At 61.1% G+C, this 23,361-nt stretch carries 18 protein-coding genes; 8 read left to right on the plus strand and 10 right to left on the minus strand.

The features are described 5' to 3' along the window. On the minus strand, positions 1–3,897 hold the full coding sequence (gene purL / locus CD175_RS24460; protein WP_104450771.1) for a phosphoribosylformylglycinamidine synthase: 3,897 nt from the start codon (positions 3,895–3,897) through the stop codon (positions 1–3). A 285-nt stretch (positions 3,898–4,182) separates the two neighbouring features. On the opposite strand from purL, the gene mltF reads away from it, so the two are divergent. Beyond that, on the plus strand, positions 4,183–5,643 hold the full coding sequence (mltF, locus tag CD175_RS24465) for a membrane-bound lytic murein transglycosylase MltF (RefSeq protein WP_104450772.1): 1,461 nt from the start codon (positions 4,183–4,185) through the stop codon (positions 5,641–5,643). 123 nt (positions 5,644–5,766) lie between these two features. On the opposite strand, the gene pdxJ is transcribed toward mltF, so the two are convergent. From pdxJ to lptF, 8 genes are all read right to left on the minus strand, one after another. After that, entirely contained in the window at positions 5,767–6,513 is a 747-nt protein-coding gene (pdxJ, locus tag CD175_RS24470) for a pyridoxine 5'-phosphate synthase (RefSeq protein WP_007973957.1), read from the minus strand. A gap of 50 nt (positions 6,514–6,563) precedes the next feature. Next, positions 6,564–7,253: a DNA repair protein RecO gene (gene recO / locus CD175_RS24475; protein WP_104450773.1), complete on the minus strand. Its 690-nt coding sequence runs from the start codon at positions 7,251–7,253 to the stop codon at positions 6,564–6,566. A gap of 163 nt (positions 7,254–7,416) precedes the next feature. Further along, on the minus strand, positions 7,417–8,319 hold the full coding sequence (era, locus tag CD175_RS24485) for a GTPase Era (protein ID WP_007973959.1): 903 nt from the start codon (positions 8,317–8,319) through the stop codon (positions 7,417–7,419). Further along, entirely contained in the window at positions 8,312–9,001 is a 690-nt protein-coding gene (rnc, locus tag CD175_RS24490) for a ribonuclease III (protein WP_007973960.1), read from the minus strand. Before rnc ends, era begins: the two co-directional genes overlap by 8 nt. Positions 9,002–9,186: 185 nt before the next feature. After that, a complete protein-coding gene (gene lepB, locus CD175_RS24495; RefSeq protein WP_007973961.1) occupies positions 9,187–10,041 on the minus strand; it encodes a signal peptidase I in 855 nt (284 codons plus the stop codon). A gap of 5 nt (positions 10,042–10,046) precedes the next feature. Beyond that, the gene (lepA, locus tag CD175_RS24500) at positions 10,047–11,846 is read right to left on the minus strand and encodes a translation elongation factor 4 (RefSeq protein WP_007973962.1); all 1,800 of its coding nucleotides are present in this window, start codon (positions 11,844–11,846) and stop codon (positions 10,047–10,049) included. Positions 11,847–12,017: 171 nt separating this feature from the next. Next, on the minus strand, positions 12,018–13,079 hold the full coding sequence (lptG, locus tag CD175_RS24505; protein WP_104450774.1) for an LPS export ABC transporter permease LptG: 1,062 nt from the start codon (positions 13,077–13,079) through the stop codon (positions 12,018–12,020). Further along, positions 13,072–14,190 carry an LPS export ABC transporter permease LptF gene (lptF, locus tag CD175_RS24510; protein ID WP_104450775.1) on the minus strand — a complete coding sequence of 373 codons (1,119 nt, stop codon included), beginning with the start codon at positions 14,188–14,190 and terminating at the stop codon, positions 13,072–13,074. Before lptF ends, lptG begins: the two co-directional genes overlap by 8 nt. 431 nt (positions 14,191–14,621) lie before the next feature. Between lptF and CD175_RS24515 the strand changes: the two genes are divergently transcribed. The 3 genes from CD175_RS24515 to CD175_RS24525 are packed head-to-tail and all read left to right on the plus strand — an operon-like array spanning position 14,622 to position 17,017. After that, positions 14,622–16,112, plus strand: coding sequence for a leucyl aminopeptidase (locus CD175_RS24515; RefSeq protein ID WP_033047791.1), 1,491 nt, complete (start codon positions 14,622–14,624; stop codon positions 16,110–16,112). A gap of 60 nt (positions 16,113–16,172) precedes the next feature. Further along, positions 16,173–16,601 (plus strand): DNA polymerase III subunit chi, encoded by a 429-nt coding sequence (locus tag CD175_RS24520; protein WP_015093639.1) that lies wholly within the window; start codon positions 16,173–16,175, stop codon positions 16,599–16,601. Positions 16,602–16,609: 8 nt separating this feature from the next. Further along, positions 16,610–17,017 (plus strand): hypothetical protein, encoded by a 408-nt coding sequence (locus CD175_RS24525; RefSeq protein ID WP_007973972.1) that lies wholly within the window; start codon positions 16,610–16,612, stop codon positions 17,015–17,017. Between the two features lie 138 nt (positions 17,018–17,155). On the opposite strand, the gene CD175_RS24530 is transcribed toward CD175_RS24525, so the two are convergent. Then, positions 17,156–17,923 carry a sulfite exporter TauE/SafE family protein gene (locus tag CD175_RS24530; protein ID WP_104450776.1) on the minus strand — a complete coding sequence of 256 codons (768 nt, stop codon included), beginning with the start codon at positions 17,921–17,923 and terminating at the stop codon, positions 17,156–17,158. 100 nt (positions 17,924–18,023) lie between these two features. Here CD175_RS24530 and CD175_RS24535 point away from each other — a divergent pair, with 100 nt between their 5' ends. The 4 genes from CD175_RS24535 to leuA all read left to right on the plus strand — a co-directional run bounded on the left by CD175_RS24535 (position 18,024) and on the right by leuA (position 23,300). Further along, a complete protein-coding gene (locus CD175_RS24535; RefSeq protein ID WP_104450777.1) occupies positions 18,024–18,914 on the plus strand; it encodes a LysR family transcriptional regulator in 891 nt (296 codons plus the stop codon). Positions 18,915–18,956: 42 nt separating this feature from the next. Next, on the plus strand, positions 18,957–20,336 hold the full coding sequence (xseA, locus tag CD175_RS24540; RefSeq protein ID WP_008053235.1) for an exodeoxyribonuclease VII large subunit: 1,380 nt from the start codon (positions 18,957–18,959) through the stop codon (positions 20,334–20,336). A 3-nt stretch (positions 20,337–20,339) separates the two neighbouring features. Beyond that, a complete protein-coding gene (locus CD175_RS24545; RefSeq protein WP_104450778.1) occupies positions 20,340–21,161 on the plus strand; it encodes a M23 family metallopeptidase in 822 nt (273 codons plus the stop codon). Between the two features lie 459 nt (positions 21,162–21,620). Further along, a complete protein-coding gene (gene leuA, locus CD175_RS24555; protein ID WP_007973979.1) occupies positions 21,621–23,300 on the plus strand; it encodes a 2-isopropylmalate synthase in 1,680 nt (559 codons plus the stop codon). The last annotated feature ends 61 nt before the right edge of the window (positions 23,301–23,361 follow it).

Genomic DNA, 23,361 nt, shown 5'->3' on the forward strand with positions numbered 1-23,361 from the left:
TTAGTTCACCCACACGCGAGCATTACGGAACATGCGCATCAACGGTGCATCTTCGTTCCAGTCATCGGAACGCCACGAGTTCTGCACGGCGCGGAACACACGCTCCGGGTGCGGCATCATGATGGTCACGCGACCGTCGCGGCTGGTCAAACCGGTGATACCGCGCGGCGAGCCGTTCGGGTTGGCCGGGTAGCTTTCGGTGACCTTGCCGTGGTTGTCGACGAAACGCATCGCCACGCAACCGGACAGATCGGCTTCCAGCAACGCTTCCTCGCTGGCGAACTCGGCATGACCTTCGCCGTGGGCGATGGCGATCGGCATGCGCGAACCGGCCATACCCTGCAGGAAGATCGAGTTCGACTCCTGGATCTGCACCATGGCAACACGGGCTTCGAACTGTTCGGAACGGTTGCGCACGAAGTGCGGCCAGAACTCGCTGCCCGGGATCAGCTCGTGCAGGTTGGACATCATCTGGCAACCGTTGCACACGCCGAGGGTGAAGCTGTCGCTGCGCTCGAAGAAGCCCTGGAACGCATCGCGGGCACGGCTGTTGAACAGCGCGGATTTCGCCCAGCCTTCACCGGCACCCAATACGTCGCCGTAAGAGAAGCCGCCGCAAGCGACCATGCCCTTGAACTCGTTCAGGTCGACACGGCCGGCCAGGATGTCGCTCATGTGCACGTCGATCGCGTTGAAACCGGCGCGGTCGAACGCCGCCGCCATTTCCACCTGACCGTTGACGCCCTGCTCACGCAGCACGGCAACCTGTGGGCGAATGCCTTTCTTGATGTAAGGCGCGGCGATGTCCTGGTTGATGTCGTAGCTCAGCTTGACGCTCAGGCCAGGGTTGTCTTCTTCCAGCAGCACGTCGAACTCTTGCTCGGCGCAGTCGGCGTTGTCACGCAGGCGCTGGATCTGGTAGCTGGTCTCGGCCCACTGGCGTTGCAGCAGACGACGCTGGCCTTCGAACACGGTGTCACCGTTGAAGGTGATGCCGATCTCGCCATTGTTGATTGGCTGACCGATCACCGACACGCAATCGCCCAGGCCGGCAGCGCTGAACTGCGCGAGGATGTCCGGGGTGGCGTCCTGGCGAACCTGGATCACGGCACCCAGCTCTTCGTTGAACAGGATCGCAGCGATGTCGGCGGAGGAATCCGCCAGGCTGTCGAGGTTCAGGCTCAGGCCGCAGTGACCGGCGAAGGCCATTTCGACGACGGAGGTCAGCAGACCACCATCGGAACGGTCGTGGTAAGCCAGCAGGTGACCGTCGGCATTGAGGCCCTGGATCACGGCGAAGAAGGCCTCCAGGTCTTCGGCGTCGTCGACGTCCGGAGCCTGCTTGCCGAGCTTGCCGTGAACCTGCGCGAGGATCGAGGCGCCCATGCGGTTCTGGCCGCGGCCCAGGTCGATCAGGATCAGGTCGGTGGTGCCCTTGTCCATGCGCAGTTGCGGGGTCAGGGTCTGACGGATGTCAGTCACTGGCGCGAAACCGGTGACGATCAGGGACATCGGCGACGTGACGGACTTGTCCACGCCTTCATCGTTCCAGCGCGTGGCCATGGACATCGAGTCCTTGCCCACCGGAATGGTGATGCCCAGCTCAGGGCACAGTTCCATACCGACCGCTTTCACGGTGTCGTACAGACGCGCGTCTTCACCCGGGTGACCGGCGGCGGACATCCAGTTCGCCGACAGCTTGATGTCGGAGATCTTGCCGATGCGCGAGGCCGCGATGTTGGTCAGGGTTTCGCCGATGGCCATGCGGCCCGACGCCGGAGCGTCCAGCAGTGCCAGCGGAGTGCGCTCGCCCATAGCCATGGCTTCACCGGTGTAGACGTCGAAGCTGGTGGCGGTGACGGCAACGTCGGCCACCGGCACCTGCCACGGGCCGACCATCTGGTCACGGGCCACGAGGCCGGTGATGGTGCGGTCGCCGATGGTGATCAGGAAGCTCTTGCTGGCCACGGCCGGGTGATGCAGGACGCGCTCGACGCAGTCGGCAATGTTCAGGGTCGACGGATCGAAGTCGTCGCCCAGCTCGGCTTCACGCACCACCGAACGGTGCATGCGCGGCGCCTTGCCCAGCAACACTTCCAGCGGCATGTCCACCGGGCTGTTGCCGAAGTGGCTATCCGTGACAGTAAGCTGCGGCTCGGCAGTGGCTTCGCCGACCACGGCAAACGGGCAGCGCTCACGTTCGCAGATCGCCTTGAAACGCTCGAAATCCGCCGGGCCGACCGCCAGAACGTAGCGTTCCTGGGATTCGTTGGACCAGATTTCGTGCGGGGCCATGCCCGGCTCGTCGTTCGGAATGTTGCGCAGTTCGAAACGGCCACCGCGGTCGCCGTCGTTGACCAGTTCCGGGAAGGCGTTGGACAGACCACCGGCACCCACGTCGTGGATGAAGCTGATCGGGTTCTTGTCGCCCAGTTGCCAGCAACGGTCGATGACTTCCTGGCAGCGACGTTCCATTTCCGGGTTTTCGCGCTGAACCGAAGCGAAGTCCAGGTCCGCCGAGCTGGTGCCGGTGGCCATGGAGGAAGCTGCGCCGCCGCCCAGGCCGATCAGCATCGCCGGGCCACCGAGCACGATCAGCTTGGAGCCGACGACGATCTCGCCTTTCTTGACGTGTTCTTCGCGGATGTTGCCCATGCCGCCTGCCAGCATGATCGGCTTGTGGTAGCCGCGAACTTCGTCACCGTGTGGCGTGGTGATCGATTGCTCGAAGGTACGGAAGTAACCGGTCAGTGCCGGACGGCCGAATTCGTTGTTGAACGCGGCGCCGCCCAATGGGCCTTCGATCATGATGTCCAGCGCGGTAACGATGCGCTCAGGCTTGCCGTACGGCACTTCCCACGGCTGTTCGAAGCCCGGGATCTGCAGGTTGGACACCGTGAAACCGGTCAGGCCGGCCTTTGGCTTGGCGCCACGACCAGTCGCGCCTTCGTCACGGATCTCGCCACCGGAACCGGTGGATGCGCCTGGGAACGGGGCAATCGCGGTCGGGTGGTTGTGGGTCTCGACCTTCATCAGGATGTGCACCGGTTCCTGCACCGCACCGTACTGGCGGGTTTCAGGGTCCGGGAAGAAACGACCGGCCACGGAGCCGACGATCACCGAAGCGTTGTCCTTATAAGCCGACAGGACACCTTCGTTGTGCATCTGGTAGGTGTTCTTGATCATGCCGAACAGGCTTTTTTCCTGGCTCTGGCCATCAATGTCCCAACTGGCGTTGAAGATCTTGTGACGGCAGTGCTCGGAGTTCGCCTGGGCGAACATCATCAGTTCGATGTCATGCGGGTTGCGCTTCAAGCCGACGAAGGCGTTGACCAGGTAGTCGATCTCGTCTTCGGCCAGGGCCAGGCCCAGCTCGGTGTTGGCTTTTTCCAGCGCGGCGCGGCCGCCACCCAGCACGTCGATGGCGGTCAGGGGTTTCGGTTCGGCGTGGCTGAACAGGCCGGCGGCCTGTTCGAGGTTGCCCAGCACGATCTGGGTCATGCGGTCGTGCAGACCGTCAGCGATCAACTGGGCTTCAGCATCGCTGAACTGGCCGGCCACATAGAACGCGATGCCGCGCTCCAGGCGCTGGATTTTCGCCAGGCCGCAGTTGCGGGCGATGTCGCTGGCCTTGCTCGACCATGGCGAGATGGTGCCGAAACGCGGCAGCACCAGAAACAGACGACCGGTCGGTTCTTGTACCGGAACGCTTGGACCGTACTTCAGAAGGCGCGCGAGCACCTGCTGTTCGTCGCCGGTCAGGACGCCGGTAACTTCGGCGAAGTGAGCGAATTCAGCATACAGGCCGCTGACAGCCGGAACCTTCTGGCTCAGTTGCTCAAGGAGCTTGCTGTGGCGAAAGGCGGAAAGGGCAGGAGCGCCGCGCAGGATCAACATCTTCGGGACAGCCTCGGGAAGGGGTGTGCTTTGAGGCCGTGCATTCTAGCCTAAACAGCCCGCGACATCACCCGAAACGCTACGCACGGTTGCACTCGGGTGTCGATCTGTGTTTCTGCCCCGAAAGTCAGGTTAACCGGGCGTGTGACGACAGCTTATTTTTACTGTAACAAAACGCAGACAAGGCCCGTTCCTGCGGGGTTTCGGCCGAATTTGTGATCTCTAGCAGACTCGCCCTTCACTGTCGAGATATGGCGCCCGTGGTCCTTTGCGTATACTGCGCAGATGTTTTTCCCAATGGCTTTGCGTCCGCGGTACGCCAAATGGCTGATCGCAACCGGACTCTTCCTGATGCTCGGTGCCTGTGTTGATAAACCCAACACGCTCGAGCGCGTAAAGGAGGATGGCGTGCTGCGGGTGGTTACCCGAAACAGCCCCGCCACCTACTTTCAGGATCGCAACGGTGAAACCGGCTTCGAATACGAGCTGGTGAAGCGCTTCGCCGACGATCTGGGGGTCGAGCTCAAGATCGAGACCGCCGACAACCTCGATGACCTGTTCAACCAGGTCGGCAAGCCCAACGGCCCGGTGCTGGCGGCGGCCGGCCTGGTCAGCAGCGAAGAACGCAAGAAGCAGGTGCGCTTCTCCCACTCCTATCTGGAAGTCACCCCGCAGGTCATCTACCGCAACGGCCAGTCACGGCCGACGGACGCCAAGGACCTGGTGGGCAAGAAGATCATGGTGCTCAAGGGCAGCACCCACGCCGAACAGCTGGCGCAGCTGAAACAGAAATTTCCCGGCATCGAATACGAAGAGTCTGACGCAGTCGAGGTCGTCGATCTCCTGCGCATGGTCGACGAAGGTCAGATCGACCTGACGCTGGTCGACTCCAACGAAGTCGCGATGAACCAGGTGTACTTCACCAACATCCGGGTCGCCTTCGACCTCGGTGACGCCAGCAACCAGAGCTGGGCCGTTGGGCTGGGCGATGACAACAGCCTGCTCAACGAAATCAACGACTACCTCGACAAGGTCAAGAAAAACGGCACCCTGCAACGCCTCAAGGATCGTTACTACGGCCACGTCGACGTGCTTGGCTACATGGGCGCCACCACCTTTGCCCAACACTTGCAGCAACGCCTGCCCAAGTACGAACAGCACTTCAAGTCGTACGCCAAGAAAGAGAAAGTCGACTGGCGCCTGCTGGCGGCCATCGGCTATCAGGAGTCCCTGTGGCAACCGGCCGTCACGTCCAAGACCGGTGTGCGCGGCCTGATGATGCTGACCCAGAACACCGCGCAGGCCATGGGCGTGTCCAACCGCCTCGATCCGAAACAAAGCATCATGGGCGGCGCCAAGTACCTGGCCTACATGAAAGACCAGCTCGACGACTCGATCCAGGAACCGGACCGTACCTGGTTTGCCCTGGCGGCCTACAACGTCGGCAGCGGCCATCTGGACGACGCACGCAAACTGGCGGCCAAGGAAGGATTGAACCCGGACAAATGGCTGGACGTGAAGAAGATCCTGCCGCGCCTGTCCGAGAAGAAGTGGTACAGCAAGACCCGTTACGGCTATGCCCGCGGCGGCGAACCGGTGCACTTCGTGGCGAACATCCGTCGCTACTACGACATCCTGACCTGGGTAACCCAGCCGCAGCTTGAAGGCGACCAGGTCGCCGAGGGAAAATTGCTTGTGCCGGGGATCGACAAGACCAAGCCGGCGCAGGAGCCTGCCCCGCTCTGACAGCCACCACCAAACAAATGTGGGAGCGAGCTTGCTCGCGATGAGGCCCTTTCAGTCACATCGATTGTGTCTGTCAGACCGCTATCGCGAGCAAGCTCGCTCCCACAGGGTTTTGTGTTGGATTTAAGCCTTGGCAGCCGCCGCCAGAATCAGCGCCTTCATCTCCGACACCGCCGACTTGAAGCCGACGAACAACGCATGGGCAACCAGCGCATGCCCGATGTTCAGCTCGTTGATGCCCTTGATCGCCGCCACGGCTTCAACGTTGTGATAATGCAGGCCATGCCCGGCATTGACGATCAGGCCCTGGGCCAGGCCGAAGGCCACGCCATCGGCGACACGCTTGAGTTCTTCGGCGACTTCGGTCGGTGTCTCGGCATCGGCATAACGCCCGGTGTGCAGTTCGATGGCCGGGGCGCCAACACGGCGCGAGGCTTCGATCTGACGCTCGTCGGCGTCGATGAACAGCGACACTTCGGAGCCGATCTTCGACAGGCGTTCAACCGCCGCCTTGATCCGCGCTTCCTGCCCCGCCACATCCAGTCCGCCTTCGGTGGTCAGCTCCTGACGGGTTTCCGGCACCAGGCAAATGTGCGCCGGGCGGATGCGTTCGGCGAACTGCATCATTTCTTCGGTGATGCCCATTTCGAAGTTCATGCGGGTTTGCAGCACATCCTTGAGCACCAGAACGTCGCGTTCCTGAATGTGCCGGCGGTCTTCGCGCAGGTGCACGGTGATGCCGTCAGCGCCCGCCTCTTCCGCGTCCAGCGCTGCCTTGACCGGGTCCGGATAACGGGTGCCCCGGGCCTGACGCAGGGTGGCAACGTGGTCGATGTTCACGCCAAGAAGAATACGGGTGCTGGTGGTCACGGAAAGCGCTCCAGAAGAAGAGAAAGTTCGGTGCACAGCATACGGTGTGATCAGGGCTTGCGAAACAGCTCGCGACTGACAAGTGGACGGCCGCCCAGGTGTACGGCCAACGCCTGGCGCATCAAGCGCTTGGCGGCAGAAAGAGCGCCAGGGGCAGACCAGTCGGCCTCAGCCATGGCCAGCAGTTCGGTGCCGTTGAACAGACCCGGTTGCAGCAGGTAGACCCGCTCCAGCCCGGCATCCACTTGCAAACGGTAGAGGCCGTCCGGTGCGATGGGCTGATCGTGAATATCAGTCGTCAGGGAAAACCCGTAGCCGAGGTCATCGAGCAAGCGCCATTCGAAGGAGCGCAGCAAGGGCTCCAGGGGTCGACCTTCAGCCAGGGCCAGCAAGGTGGCGGCGTAATGATCGAACACCGAGGGGAGCGGATCTTCAGCGGGCAACAGGCGAATCAGCAGTTCATTGAGGTAAAGACCGCTGAACAGCGCCTCGCCATTGAGCCAGGTGGAAACACCGGCACTTTCCATGCGCCCGACGTTCTTCAGCTCACCCTTGCCCCGGAACTCGACTTCCAATGGCACGAATGGCCGCGCCAGCGTCCCGGCCTTGCCCCGCGCACTGCGCAACACCGCCCGCAGCCGGCCTTGCGGCGTCAGGAAATCCACCAGCGCACTGTTTTCACGGTAGGCGCGCGAATGCAGGACGTAGGCGGGTTGGGCGATGGGCGGGGTTTGCGACATGAGTGTCTCGCTGAAGGCGTGCCGTTTTGAAATCAACACAAACCAATGTGGGAGCGGGCTTGCCCGCGATGACGGACTCACATTCGACATCTCTGCTGAATGTTACATCCTCATCGCGGGCAAGCCCGCTCCCACAGGGTTCTACGGTGTAGTGCAAACCTGTTTACAGGTCGCCATAACCCAGCGAACGCAGCGCACGCTCGTCATCGGACCAGCCGCCCTTAACCTTGACCCACAGGTTGAGCATGATCTTGGAGTCGAACAGCAGCTCCATGTCCTTGCGCGCTTCGGTGCCGATACGCTTGATGCGCTCGCCCTTGTCGCCAATGATGATTTTCTTCTGGCCATCGCGCTCGACGAGGATCAAGGCATGGATGTGCAGGGTCTTGCCCTGCTGCTTGAACTCTTCGATTTCAACGGTGATCTGGTACGGCAGCTCGGCGCCCATCTGGCGCATGATTTTCTCGCGCACAAGCTCGGCGGCGAGGAAGCGGCTGCTGCGGTCGGTGATCTGGTCTTCCGGGAAGAAGTGATCGTTTTCCGGCAAGTGCTCGGCAATCACCCGCTCCAGCGCATCGAGGTTGTGCCCGTGTTGCGCGGAAATCGGGATGATCTGCGCATTCGGCAGCTGCTCCTGCAACCAGCTCAGGTGCGGCATCAGCTCGGCCTTGTCTTCGATGCGATCGGTCTTGTTCAGCGCCACGATCAGCGGGCCGGTCACGTACTGGACGCGCTCGAGCACCATCTGGTCCTCTTCGGTCCACTTGGTGCGGTCGACCACGAAAATCACCACGTCGACGTCTTTCAACGCCGCCGAAGCGGTCTTGTTCATGTAGCGGTTCAGGGCCTTCTCGCCACCCTTGTGCATACCGGGGGTGTCGACGTAGATCGCCTGCACGTCGCCCTCGGTCTTGATACCGAGCATGTTGTGACGGGTGGTTTGCGGCTTGCGCGAGGTAATCGCCAGCTTCTGACCCAGGATGTGGTTCAGCAGCGTGGACTTGCCCACGTTCGGACGGCCGACGATGGCAACATAGCCACAGCGCGTTGCGTTTGTATCAGTCATTGCCATTCTCCACACCCAGGGCAATCAGTGCTGCGGCGGCCGCTACCTGTTCGGCAATACGACGGCTCACACCCTGACCTCGGCTTTTTTCATTCAGTAAGATGATTTCGCATTCGACGAAGAACGTCCGGCAATGCGGCTCACCCTGGATATCCACCACTTCGTAACGCGGCAGCTCACAACCACGGGACTGCAGGAACTCCTGCAGGCGGGTCTTTGGATCTTTGTTGGTGTCGACCAGCGTCAGGCCTTCGAACTCTCCGGCCAGCCAGGCGAGCACACGCTCGCGGGCCACTTCCATGCCGGCATCGAGGTAGATCGCACCGATCAGCGCTTCCAGGGCATCGGCCAGAATCGACTCGCGACGGAAACCGCCGCTTTTCAGCTCGCCCGAGCCCAGGCGCAAGTATTCGCCCAGATCGAAACCGCGGGCCAGTACGGCCAGGGTCTCACCTTTCACCAAGCGTGCGCGCAAACGCGACAACTGGCCTTCGCGGGCCAGCGGGAAACGCTCGAACAACGCCTCGCCGGCGACGAAGTTGAGGATGGCGTCACCGAGGAATTCCAGGCGCTCGTTGTTACGCCCGGCAAAACTGCGGTGAGTCAGGGCCAGGACCATCAGTTCCTGATCCTTGAAGGTGTAGCCGAGCTGACGCTCTAGACGGCTTAAGGAGACGCTCACGGTTTACCCACGCTGAGTTCGTGGTTCGATTGCACTGCCATCGCCGTGAGGCGGCGCAGGCTTGGGACAATTAACGCTGTGTTCAAAAATAACGTCCTGAATATCATTGGCTTCATGCTTTTTCCGTCACCTTCTTCAGGTTCCAGAAATGCATTCGGCGCTGTGTTCAACAGCGCCGTGTTTGATTACTTGATCAGGCCAACCCGCGAGAAATTCGGCAGGTGACTGAGTTTGGGTTCCGGCCAGCTCATCCAGACCGCGAAGGCCTTGCCGACGATATTCTTGTCGGGAACCATGCCCAGCAGATCCTTGGGAATGCTCGGATCATCCCAGTAGCGACTGTCGTTCGAGTTGTCGCGGTTGTCGCCCATCATGAAGTAGTGCCCGGCCGGCACGGTCCACGAATGGTCCGGCATGGCGCGGTAGCGACTCATCTCTTTACGGATCATGTGCTCGGCGGCACCGAGTTTTTCCTTGTAGAGTTCGGCGCTGCCCAGCGTGCCCGGCTCAGAGCCGACCAGTTGCTCGGCAATCGATTGACCGTTGACGAACAGACGCTTGTCCGCGGTGTAGCGAACCGTGTCGCCCGGCAAGCCAACCACACGCTTGATGTAGTTGACGTTCGGATCGCTCGGGTAGCGGAATACCATCACATCGCCGCGCTGCGGATCACCGACTTCGATGACTTTCTTGTCGATCACCGGCAAGCGGATCCCGTAGGAAAACTTGCTCACCAGGATGAAATCACCGACATCCAGGGTTGGCTTCATCGAACCGGAAGGAATCTGGAACGGTTCCACCAGGAACGAACGCAGCACCAGCACGATGAACAACACCGGGAAGAACGACTTGCCGTATTCGACCAGCAGCGGCTCTTTGTTCAGCTTCTCGACCACGACCATGTCAGGCTGGCTGACGCTGCCCTGATAGGAAGCAATGGCGGCACGCCGACGCGGGGCCAGGATCAACAGATCGAGCAACGCCAACAGGCCGCAGACAAATACGGCGATGACCAGCAACAGCGGGAAATTTAGTGACATAGGACCTAACTATCCAACCTGAGCACTGCAAGGAAGGCTTCCTGTGGAATTTCCACGTTGCCGACCTGCTTCATGCGTTTCTTACCGGCCTTTTGCTTTTCCAGCAGCTTTTTCTTACGGCTGACGTCACCACCGTAGCATTTGGCCAATACGTTCTTTCTGAGCGCCTTGACGGTTGTCCGCGCCACAATCTGCCCGCCAATGGCGGCCTGGATTGCCACGTCGAACATCTGCCGCGGAATCAGATCCTTCATCTTCTCGGTCAACTGGCGACCTTTGTAGTGCGAATTGTCACGGTGCACGATCAGCGCCAGGGCGTCGACCTTGTCACCGTTGATCAGCACGTCCAGTTTCACCAGGCTGGCCGATTGGTAACGATCGAAATGGTAGTCCAGAGAAGCATAGCCGCGACTGGTGGATTTCAGGCGATCGAAGAAGTCCAGCACTACTTCGTTCATCGGCAAGTCGTAGGTCACTTGTACCTGGGAGCCGAGGAACAGCATGTCGACCTGTACACCGCGTTTTTCGATGCACAGGGTAATGACGTTGCCCAGGTGCTCTTGCGGCACAAGAATATTGGCGCGCACGATCGGCTCGCGCATGTCTTCGATGGCAGACAGGTCCGGCAGCTTCGACGGGTTATCGACGTAGATCGTCTCGCCGGTCTTGAGCAGCAGCTCGAAGATTACCGTCGGCGCCGTGGTGATCAGGTCCAGGTTGTACTCGCGCTCCAGGCGCTCCTGGATGATTTCCATGTGCAGCATGCCGAGGAAGCCGCAACGGAAGCCGAAGCCCAGGGCGTCGGAGCTTTCCGGCGTGTATTGCAGCGACGAATCGTTGAGGGTGAGCTTTTGCAGCGCCTCGCGGAAGTCTTCGAAGTCGTCGGAGCTGACCGGGAACAGGCCGGCGTACACCTGCGGCTGAATGCGTTTGAAGCCCGGCAGTACGTCGACGTCCGGCGTCGAGCTCAAGGTCAGGGTATCGCCCACTGGCGCACCGTGAATGTCCTTGATGCTGGCGATGATGAAGCCCACTTCGCCAGCCTTCAGATCAACGGTCGGGGTGTGTTTCGGGTTGAAGACACCGACGCTGTCCACCAGGTGGATCTTGCCGGTGGACTTGACCAGGATCTTGTCGCCCTTCTTCACGCGGCCGTGGCGCACGCGCACCAGGGAGACAACGCCCAGGTAGTTGTCGAACCAGGAATCGATGATCAACGCTTGCAGCGGATCTTCGATGTTGCCGGTCGGCGCCGGAATGGTGGTCACCAGGCGCTCGAGCACTTCATCGACGCCCAGACCGGTCTTGGCAGAGCAAGTGACCGCGTCGGTGGCATCGATACCGATGATTTTTTCGATTTCTTCCTTGACGCGCTCCGGGTCGGCCTGTGGCAGGTCGATCTTGTTCAGCACCGGCATCACTTCCAGGCCCTGCTCGATCGCCGTGTAGCAGTTGGCAACCGACTGCGCTTCAACACCCTGACCGGCGTCGACCACCAGCAGCGCGCCTTCACAGGCCGCCAGCGAACGGCTGACTTCGTAGGTGAAGTCAACGTGGCCGGGGGTGTCAATGAAGTTCAACTGGTAGTTGATACCGTCTTTGGCTTTGTAATACAGAGTAACGCTGTGCGCCTTGATGGTGATCCCGCGCTCGCGCTCGAGGTCCATGGAGTCCAGGACCTGGGCTTCCATTTCGCGCTCGGCCAGGCCGCCACACATCTGGATGAAGCGATCGGCCAGCGTCGACTTGCCATGGTCAATGTGGGCGATGATGGAGAAATTGCGGATATGACTCAAATCACTCACGGATCAACACTCAAAAAGGCTGCAGGCATAGCCCGCCGAAAAATAGCCGGGAATTGTACCTGATCCACGGCACAAGCGTCACGTTCGCAGGTCAGACGGCACCTACAAAAACGCCCCGGTCTTGCGACAAGGGCGTTTTTGATCGTCAAAGCGCTCGGAAAAAGCCCGCCATCAACCGGCCCGGCGCAACAGCCAGAGCCCGGCCACGGCACAAATACCCGCCGGCACCAGCACCGAAAGCAACGGTGGGAAGCCGAATACCTGGCTCGAAGGGCCCAGCAGATCCTGAACGATGCGGAAGGTAAAGCCCACCAGCACGCCAGTGAACACCCGTTGACCCAGGGTCACCGATCGCAGCGGACCAAAGATGAAGGAAATCGCCATCAACACCAGGGCGGCGGTGACCAGCGGTTGCAACACCTTGACCCAAAATGCCAGCCAGTAACGGCTGTTGTTCAACCCCTGGTCCGCCAGGTAGTGGATATAACCCCACAGACCGCTGATCGACAGCGACTCTGGCACCATGACCACGGTGCTCAGCAACTGCGGGCTCAAGGCCACTTCCCATCGTTCGATCGGGGCCGACACCACTTCAGTGCTGCGCTCGTGGAACAGCGTGGTCGTGACGTCCGTCAACTGCCAGTGATCCGTGTCGAACTCGGCGCGCTTGGCGAAGCTCGCCGACAGCATGTGCCGCTCGTTGTCGAAACGGTAGCGGGTCACGCCGTACAGGATGCCGTTAGGCTGCACCGAGTTGACGTGAATGAACTCATCGCCCTGGCGGTGCCACAAACCGTGCTTGGCGCTTTGTGCATCGCCGCTGCCCTGGGCCAGCGAGCGATTGGCCTGCGCGGTGGTTTCAGCGGGCGGAGCGACGTACTCGCCGATCAGTACCCCAGCCAGCATCAATACCAGCATTGGCTTCATGACCGCCCAGACGATCCGGCCGATCGACACGCCGGCGGCGCGCATGATCGTCAATTCACTGTTGCTGGCCAGACTGCCCAGGCCGATCAGGCAACCGATCAGCGCGGCCATCGGCAGCATTTCGTACATCCGGCGCGGCGCGGTCAACAACACATAACTCAGCGCATCGACCAGGGTGTAGGTGTCGCTGACTTCACTCATCTCGTCGATGAAGGCAAACAGCGTCGCCAGACCAAGAATGATCCCGAGCACCGCCAGAATCGCCATGAACACGCTGCTACCAATGTAGCGATCCAGCTTAACCACGGGCCACCTCCAGCGCGCTGCGGCGACTCGCCCTCATCAAGCGCAAGGGTTCCCAATAGAGCAGGCCCAGGCCAATGGCCAGGAAAATCCCGTGCACCCACCACAAGCCCAACACTGCGGGGATCTTGCCCTTGTCGAGGGCACCACGGGCGGCAATCAGAATGGTCAGGTAAGCCATATAGAGAAGAATCGCCGGCAGCAATTTGAGGAATCGACCCTGACGCGGGTTGACCCGCGACAGCGGCACCGCCATCAAGGTGACGATGAACACCAGCAATGGCAGCGATATGCGCCATTGCAATTCGGCACGCATGCGAATGTCTTCACTGCCGATCAACGTACTGGTCGGCATCGCGTCACGGTCGGTGACTTCGTCGCTGACTTCCGGCTTTGGCAGCAACACACCGTATTCGTCGTACTTGATCGCCCGGTAGTCGGCCTGACCCGGACTACCGTCATAGCGATATCCGTTGTCCAGGATCAGGTAGCGGTTTCCGTCCGGACGAATTTCCTGACGTCCCTTTTCCGCCACCAGCACAGAAATTCCGCGATCCTTGTTGTTGGAACTGATGTTCTTTTGCGAGATGAACACGCCACCAAGGTTCACGCGATCATCCGACATGCGCTCGGTATAGGTGACCCGGGTGCCGTCACGCAGGGCCTGGAAGCGACCCGGCTCCAGGGTATCGAATTCGGTGAGGGCATCCTGCTTGTTCAGCAGCAGCTGAAACTGATTGGCTCCTTGTGGCGCCAGGCTCAGGCTCAACCAAGCCACCACAAGTGCAACCAGGGTGGCCGGAAACATCGTCATCCAGACCAGCCGCTGCTGGCTCATGCCGGTGGCCGAGAGCACGGTCATTTCGCTTTCGAGGTACAGCCGCCCGTAGGACAACAGGATCCCGAGAAACAGCCCCAGCGGCAGGATCAGCTGGAGGAACCCCGGCAGGCGAAAGCCCATGATCAGGAACAGCGAGCCCGGATCCAGCAGGCCCGAGGCCGCCTGGGCGAGGTATTTGATGAAGCGACCGCTCATGATGATGACCAGCAGCACGGCGCTGACGGCGCTCAAGGTCAACAGGACTTCGCGGGACAGATAACGGAAGACGATCAAACCAGACACTCCAGGGTTGTCAGGCTAAGGCGGCCAAACAAGCAAACGTATCGGACAGCCCGCAAGACAGAGCCGCCGATAAAAAGATGGCGCATTATCCTGTGATTGGGTGCGCCTGTCACTGCGCAATGCATTGGGGCGCAGGGTGTAGGGGTGAGCTTGCTCCGGGCGGCGTTCCGACGATGATCGTCAATGATAACGCGGGGAGCCTGAAGCCCCGCGGTGGTCTCGGGTTCTTCGCGAGCGGGCTCGCTCCTACAGGGCCGTCAATTCCATGAAGATCGTACAACCGAGGGTTGTCAGCCGCCGGTAGCGAGGTTCAAACTGCGGCCTTTGTCGCCGGTCGATCCTGGCGCCTTTCTTTTATAAGCAATCGACGCACATAAGGTGTCGGGCGCATGCGTGATAACCATCAATTCAGGGACCCGGACATGGAACTGGTTGTAAAAAGCGTCAACCCCGAAACGTTGAAGACCGCCACTCTCGTGGTCTCCGTCGGCGAAGGCCGCAAGCTCGGCGCCGTTGCCAAGCAACTCGACGAACTGAGCGGCGGCGCGATCAGCGCAGTGCTCAAGCGCGGCGATCTGGCGGGCAAGGTTGGCCAGAGCCTGTTGCTGCACAGCCTGCCGAACCTCAAGGCCGAGCGCGTGCTGCTGGTGGGCGTTGGCAAGGACGACGAGCTGGGTGACCGCCCATTCCGCAAAATCATCGCCGGCATCCTCAACACCCTGAAGGGTCTGGGCGGCAGCGACGCGGTACTGGCCCTCGACGAAATCGTGGTCAAAGGCCGCGACAGCTATGGCAAGACCCGCCTGCTGGCCGAAACCCTGGTGGACGGCGAATACAGCTTCGAGCAGTTCAAGAGCCAGAAAGCCGAACCCCGCGCCCTGAAGAAAATCACCCTGCTGACCATCAAGGCCGCACAGGCCGAAGTGCAGCGCGCCGTGACCCACGCCACCGCCATCGCCAACGGCATGGCCTTCACCCGTAACCTGGGCAACCTGCCGCCAAACATCTGCCACCCGACCTTCCTCGGTGAGCAGGCCAAAGACCTGGGCAAGGAATTCAAGGATCTGAAAGTCGAAGTCCTCGACGAGAAGAAGATCAAGGCGCTGGGCATGGGCTCGTTCTACGCCGTAGGCCAGGGCAGCGCCCAGCCGCCACGCCTGATCGTCATGCAATACAACGGCGGCAAGAAATCCGAGAAGCCGTATGCGCTGGTCGGTAAGGGCATCACCTTCGACACCGGCGGCATCAGCCTCAAGCCAGGCGCCGGTATGGATGAAATGAAGTACGACATGGGCGGTGCCGCCAGCGTGTTCGGTACCCTGCGTGCCGTGCTGGAACTGAAGCTGCCGATCAACCTGGTGTGCATCCTGGCCTGCGCCGAGAACATGCCGAGCGGCAACGCTTCGCGCCCTGGCGACATCGTCACCACCATGAGCGGCCAGACCGTGGAAATCCTCAACACCGACGCCGAAGGCCGCCTGGTGCTGTGCGACGCCCTGACCTACTCCGAGCGCTTCAAGCCACAAGCGGTCATCGACATCGCCACCCTGACCGGTGCCTGCATCGTTGCGCTGGGCTCCCATACCTCGGGCCTGCTGGGCAACAACGACGAACTGATCGGCCAACTGCTGAGCGCCGGCAAGGCTGCCGACGACCGCGCCTGGCAACTGCCGCTGTTCGATGAGTACCAGGAACAGCTGGACAGCCCGTTCGCCGACATCGCCAACATTGGCGGCCCGAAAGCCGGCACCATCACCGCCGCCTGCTTCCTGTCGCGCTTCACCAAGAACCTGAACTGGGCGCACCTGGACATCGCCGGCACCGCCTGGACCAGCGGCGGCAAGGACAAGGGCGCCACTGGCCGTCCGGTTCCCCTGCTGACCCAATACCTGCTGGACCGCGCCAAAGCCTGAAACCAATGACCCTGGGGGGCATTGCTTTCGGGCAGTGCCCCCAAGGGATCAGGAACCGCAATGACCAAAGTCGACTTCTATATCCTGCCCAGCGCCGATCCTTCGGCACGCCTGGATTTCGCCTGCAAGCTCACCGAAAAGGCCTGGCGCATGGGTCACCGTGTCTACCTGCATTGCAGCGACGCCGCCCAACGCAACGATCTCGACGCACGCCTCTGGACGTTCAAGGGTGAAAGCTTCGTGCCCCACGGCCCCGCCGAAAACGAACCGGATGGCTTGATTGTCCTGGGTCTGGGTGACGATTGCGGTCAGCATCAGGACTTGCTGGTCAATCTCGATCTGAAAGTCCCGGCCTTCGCCCAGCGTTTCGCCCGCGTGGCGGAAGTGGTGGTGGAAGACCCGACGATTCGCCAGGCCGCGCGGGAGAGTTTCCGTTTCTACCGCGAACAGGGCTATCCTCTGCAAGATCACCGTTTACAGCGACTCTGAGCCTTCCAATGGACACTCCAAAACCGCTGCAACAGTCCGCGCACCTGCTGGACGACCTTGAGTCGATCCGCCAATTGCTCGGCGATGACAACCTGCAACCGCCCCTGCTGACCGACACGGTCGAGGAAGGCGATCAGGAACAGATTCCCATGTTGTTCGACGCCGTCAGCGAGCCTTCGCCGCCCGTCGAACCGACACCCCCTGCCCCGATCGTTGAACCGGTCATCACGGCTGCGCCGGCGCCTGCCGTCAGCAAGAACCCGGATGACCTGTTGCACCTGGACAGCGAACTGCGCGCCGCCGCGCAGTTGATCATGCAAGACGTGATCGACGATTTCGCCCCGCACATCGAGACCGAAATCAAACGCCGCCTCAGTGCACGACTGGAGCGGTTGTTGAGCCAGTACAACGACTGAACAACTTGCGGCGAGGGCTCTTCTGTGGGAGCGAGCTTGCTCGCGATAGCGGTCGAACAGACACATCAATGTTGAATGTGACGCCCTCATCGCGAGCAAGCTCGCTCCCACAAAAAGCCCCCGCCACAGGTTGAATCTTCAGGTGCTGAGATAGCGCCCGATCAACGCGATCCCACTGGCCAACACCAGCCACGTCACCAGACGCACGAACGCCTCGCGGGACAAGCGCAGGGTCAACCGTCGACCGAACCACAGCCCCAGCACCATTGCCGGCAACAGACACACCGCCAGCACCAGCAACGGCAGATCGGCATACACCCCGGCGATTGCAAACAGGCTCAAACGCACCACCGTGCTGCAACTGATCAGCGCACTCTGGGTGGCCCGGGCCGCCTCCTTCGGCAAACGGCTGTTCAGATAGATCGCATACAGAAAGCCGCCGCTGCCAAACAACGCGCCAAACATCCCGCCCACCGTGCCCATCGGCAGAGCCCACACGGCAGACAATTGCGTCGGGCGGGTTTTGACCCACAGGCTGTAGATCGCATAGGCGCTGATAAACAGCCCCATCAACAACAGCAACAGATCGGACTTCAAGTTCAGCAGGAAAATCACCCCCAGCGTGCAGCCCACCGCCATGCAGGGCAACAACCGCAACAGCTCCGGCCGGGCGACATCCCGCCGCGAAGGCAACAGATTGCCGAATGCCGCGACAAAATCGAGCAACACCAGCAACGGCACGATCTTGGACAGCGGCATGAACAGAATCAGAATCGGCCCCGCCACCAGCGCGGTGCCGAACCCGGCGATAGCGAACACAATGTAGGCCAAGGCGATTCCCGCGCCGATGACCAGCCAGTCCATGGCGCTGAAAGGCCATTGGTTCAACAACGTCAATACGCTCATTGCAGCGTTCCCCTACTTTAAGTTCGCTGACTTTAGCCATCGCTGAGCGTTGCGACTAATATCATCAAAGCCATTAACCCATCTCAAAAAGGCATGCCTTGTGCTTTCAACCCGGCAACTGCGTTACTTCGTTGAAATCGCTGAATGCGGCAGCTTCAGCGCCGCAGCCGAGCGCCTGTTCATCGCCCAATCGGCCCTGAGCCGGCAAATCAAGGACATGGAAGTCCATCTGCAAACCCCACTTTTCGAACGTACTGCGCGGCGGCCCCAGCTCACTCCAGCGGGTGAGGCTTTTTTACCCCGTGCCAAAAACCTGTTGAGCGAGCTGATCAAGGCCAGCGAGACGGCCACCAGGATCGGCAAAGGTCAACACGGCACCTTACGCTTGAGCCATTCCAGCACTGTGCCCATGAGCGGCCGACTGCTGCGCAGCGTCGGCCGTTATCTCGAACATCATCCCGGCGTGTCCATGGACATCGCTCAGTTGTCTTCCGAGGCGCAGCTGCAAGAGTTGGCAGACGGCCGACTGGACATCGGCCTATTGCGCCTGCCAGTGCTCCGTCAGTGTGAAGAGGTGCAAATCGACCCGCTCTACGACGAACCTTTGCTGGTGGCAGTCCCGCCCGATCACTGGCTGGCCAGGGACAAATCCGGGCGGCAGATCAACCTGGGGCAGCTACGCGACGAAGCGTTTATTTCCATCCCTCATCCCCAACGAGGTGGTCTTAGCTACCTTTCTGCCGAGTTGTGCATGCGCCAAGGCTTCTTTCCCAAAGCAGCTCGGGTAATTTCGCGCAAGACCACGCAACTGCAACTGATCCAGGCGGGATTTGGTATCGCACTCTTGCCGGAATCGATGCAAGACATTGCGCCACCCAACGTTCATTTCCTGCCTTTGGCAGACCCCGGCAGCCATAGCTGCGTCGCTCTGGCGTACCGCAAACACCCCACAGCACTGGTTCAACAGTTCCTCGAGCATTTGGTGATATAGGGGTCGTGCATTCACTTGAAGAATGCCTTTAAACTGCGCCCCATGATTAAAGATCCCTTTGCAAGACTCGGCCTGGACCGCGAAGTCCTGACCGTCAGCCAGCTCAACGGCCGCGCGCGGGTGTTGCTCGAAGACGTGTTCAGCAACATCTGGGTAGAGGGCGAGATCTCCAACCTCGCCCGCCCGGCGTCCGGTCACGTGTATTTCACCCTCAAGGACAGCGGCGCCCAGGTGCGTTGCGCGCTGTTCCGGCAGAACGCGGCACGGGTTCGCCAGGCCTTGAAGGACGGGCTGGCGGTCAAGGTGCGTGGCAAGGTCTCGTTGTTCGAGGGACGCGGTGACTATCAACTGATCCTCGACACCGTGGAGCCGGCCGGCGATGGCGCCTTGCGCCTGGCCTTCGATGCACTCAAGGAAAAGCTCAGCGCCGAAGGCCTGTTCAGTGCCGAGCGCAAGGTACCGCTGCCAGCGCATCCGCAACGCATCGGCATCATCAGTTCGCCCACCGGGGCGGTGATCCGCGACATCATCAGCGTGTTCCGCCGTCGCGCACCGCAGGTGCAGTTGACGCTGATCCCCACCGCCGTACAGGGCCGCGAAGCCACCGCACAGATTGTCCGCGCGCTGAAACTGGCGGATGCCCGAGGGTTCGACGCCCTGATCCTGGCCCGGGGCGGCGGTTCGCTGGAAGACCTCTGGTGTTTCAACGAAGAAGCCGTGGCCCGCGCCGTGGACGCTTGCGTGACACCAATTGTCAGCGCGGTCGGCCATGAAACCGACGTGTCGATCAGCGACTTCGTCGCCGATGTTCGCGCGCCCACCCCCTCCGCCGCCGCCGAATTGCTGGCACCGGACTCCAGTGACCTGGTGCGCCGGGTCGAGAGCCTGCACCGCCGGCTGGTGATGCGCATGCGTGACCGCTTGATGCGCGACCGCCTGCGCCTGGAGGGTATCTCTCGCCGCCTGCGCCATCCCGGCGAGCGCCTGCGCCAGCAAGCGCAACGCCTGGATGACCTGGACATGCGCATGCGCCGCGCGTTCGAGCGTAGCCTCAACACCCGTCGCGAACGCTTGATCCGTCTGGAAACCCGTCTGGCCGCACAACATCCGGGCCGGCAACTGGCAATGTTGCGCCAGCGCCTCGACAGCCTGGCCGAACGCCTGCCGCGCGCCATCCGCGAAGGGTTGAAGAACCGTCGCCTGCAATTGCACAGCCAAATGCAGACCCTGCATGTGGTCAGCCCCCTGGCGACCCTCGGCCGTGGCTACAGCATTTTGCTGGACGAGCGCGGCAACGCGATCCGCAACGCTGCGCAAACCCACACCGGCCAGCGCCTGAAGGCCAAGCTGGGCGAAGGCGAACTGCAAGTGCGGGTCGAAGACAACCACCTGACGCCTGTCACCCTTTCTTTACTGGACTGATCCATGCCGCGTTTCCTGGCTCCATTGCTGTTGCTGCTCCTGACCTTCAACGCCCACGCCGACAGCTACATCACCCGCCTGTTGAACAAACCGGTGCCGGGCGGCGTGGCGGTGGTGGATCTGGGCCCGTCCGCCCAGGCGCCAAAAGCCAGTTATCAAGGCAAACCCGTGCTGGTTGTGAAGGAGCAGAACAACTGGCTGGCCATCGTCGGCGTGCCGCTGACGGTCAAGCCGGGGGCCCAATCGATCAGCAGCGGTGGTCGCAATCTGAACTTTACGGTTGGCAACAAGAAATACCCGGAACAGCGCATCACCCTGAAGAACACCCAGCAGGTCAATCCGGACCCGGAAAATCTCAAGCGCATCGAGCGTGAACTGGCCGAGCAGATTGCCGCTTACCGCACGTTCAGCCCCAATACGCCTAGCAACCTGCTGCTGGACAAACCGGTGAACGGGCCGCTGTCGAGCAAGTTTGGCGTGCGGCGCTTCTTCAACGGTGAGGAGCGTAATCCTCATTCGGGTCTGGACTTCGCGGTAGGCGCCGGCACACCGATCAAGACCCCGGCCGCGGGCAAGGTGATCCTGATCGGCAACTACTTCTTCAATGGCAATACGGTGTTCGTCGACCATGGCCAGGGCTTCATCAGCATGTTCTGCCACATGTCGAAAATCGACGTTAAGGTGGGGCAGCAACTGGCCCGGGGTGGTGTGATTGGCAAGGTCGGGGCGACTGGTCGGGCGACCGGACCGCATATGCACTGGAATGTCAGCCTGAACGATACGCGAGTGGATCCGGCCATCTTCATTGGTGCGTTTCAACCTTGATTATTGCGTAAGGCAGCTGACGCCATCGCGAGCAAGCTCGCTCCCACAGTGTCCGTGTTCACGCAGATCCAATGTGGGAGCGAGCTTGCTCGCGATGGCAATTTCACAGGCACCGAAAGTCGTCCAGCCATGCCCCACACCAATTGCGCGCCGCCTGAACCTCGCGCAAAAAACAAGATCATCGCAACCATTTGAAGCAATAAAATCTCGATAAACACTCGCTCACGAGTATTCCTCTCAATTTTTTTCGACTGCTTGCCATCCTTTCCCCCCGCGGTTAGGGTTGAAGGCATGAAAACCTCTCACACCCTCATTCAGCTCCGCCAGCACAGCAGCCTGTGCCTTGTCAGCGCACGACTGCCGGGCTGAATCGTGGTGCCTCGTCCCAAGCGTCAGTCCAAGAACTTTTGATCCACCGGCAGGCCGCCTTTTTTCGGCCCACACAATAAGGATTTCCCGATGAGCATGCTCAAAGACCCGTCTTCGAAATACCGCGCGTTCCCGACCATCGACATTCCGGACCGCACCTGGCCATCGAAAACCATCACCGCCGCGCCGATCTGGTGCAGTTCCGACCTGCGCGACGGCAACCAGTCGCTGATCGAGCCGATGGACGCCGTCAAGAAGCTGCGCTTCTGGAAAACCCTGGTGCAGGTTGGCGTGAAGGAAATCGAAGCATCGTTCCCGGCCGCTTCGCAAACCGACTTCGACTTCGTCCGTACCCTGATCGAAGGCAACCACATCCCGGACGACACCACCATCCAGGTGCTGACCCAGGGCCGTGAAGACCTGATTGAGCGCACCTTCGAATCCCTGCGCGGCGCGAAGAAAGCCATCGTTCACCTGTACAACGCGACCTCCCCTTCGTTCCGCCGCATTGTCTTCAACCAGGACAAGGACGGGATCAAGGCCATCGCCGTGAACGCTGCCAAGCTGTTCGTCAAATACGCAGCCATGCAGCCGGACACCGAGTGGACCTTCGAATACTCGCCGGAAACCTTCAGCGCCACCGAACTGGAGTTCGCCAAGGAAGTCTGCGACGCGGTCATCGAGGTCTGGAACCCGACGCCCGAGCACAAGATGATCCTCAACCTGCCGGCCACCGTCGAATGCGCGACCCCAAACATCTATGCCGACCAGATCGAATGGTTCGGCCGTCACATCAACCGTCGTGACAGCGTGATCATCAGCCTGCACACCCACAACGACCGTGGCACTGGCGTTGCCGCCACCGAACTGGGCCTGATGGCCGGCGCCGACCGTGTCGAAGGCTGCCTGTTCGGCAACGGCGAGCGCACCGGCAACGTCGACCTGGTGACCGTGGCCCTGAACCTCTACACCCAGGGCGTGAACCCTGAGCTGGACTTCTCCGACATCGACGGCGTGCGCAAAGTCGTCGAAGAGTGCAACCAGATCCAGGTACACCCGCGTCACCCGTACGTCGGCGACCTGGTGCACACCGCGTTCTCCGGCTCGCACCAGGACGCGATCCGCAAGGGCTTCGCCCAGCAGAAATCCGATGCCTTGTGGGAAGTGCCGTACTTGCCGATCGACCCGGCTGACATCGGCCGCAGCTACGAGGCGGTCATCCGCGTCAACAGCCAGTCGGGCAAGGGTGGTATCGCCTACCTCCTGGAGCAGGAATACGGCATCAGCCTGCCACGTCGCATGCAGATCGAATTCAGCCAGGTCGTGCAGCGTGAAACCGACCGCCTGGGCCTTGAGATGACCGCCCAGCAAATCCACGCGCTGCTGCACAGCGAGTACTTGCAGGCCAACACACCGTACGCGCTGGTCAGCCATCGCCTGCAGGAAGAAAACGGTCACAGCGCCGTCGAAGTGGAAGTGGCCAGCAAAGGCCAGGGCGAGACCAACCTGCACTGGCGCGGCAAGGGCAACGGTGCCCTGGAAGCACTGGTGGCCGGTCTGCCGATCCCGGTGGAAATCATGGACTACAACGAGCACGCCATTGGCGCGGGCACCAATGCCAAGGCCGCGGCCTACATTGAACTGCGCGTAAACGGCGAGCGTGCGGTGCACGGCGTCGGCATCGATGAAAACATCACCACTGCCAGCTTCAAGGCCTTGTTCAGTGCGCTGAACCGCTCACTGAGCCAGCCGGAAGCGAAAGCGGCGTAAGACTTTGCTGCAATGCAAAAGGCCCCGGGGTTTGCACCTCGGGGCCTTTTTGTTGGATTGA

It is taken from the genome of Pseudomonas laurylsulfatiphila, assembly GCF_002934665.1.
In the GTDB taxonomy this organism is placed as follows: domain Bacteria; phylum Pseudomonadota; class Gammaproteobacteria; order Pseudomonadales; family Pseudomonadaceae; genus Aquipseudomonas; species Aquipseudomonas laurylsulfatiphila.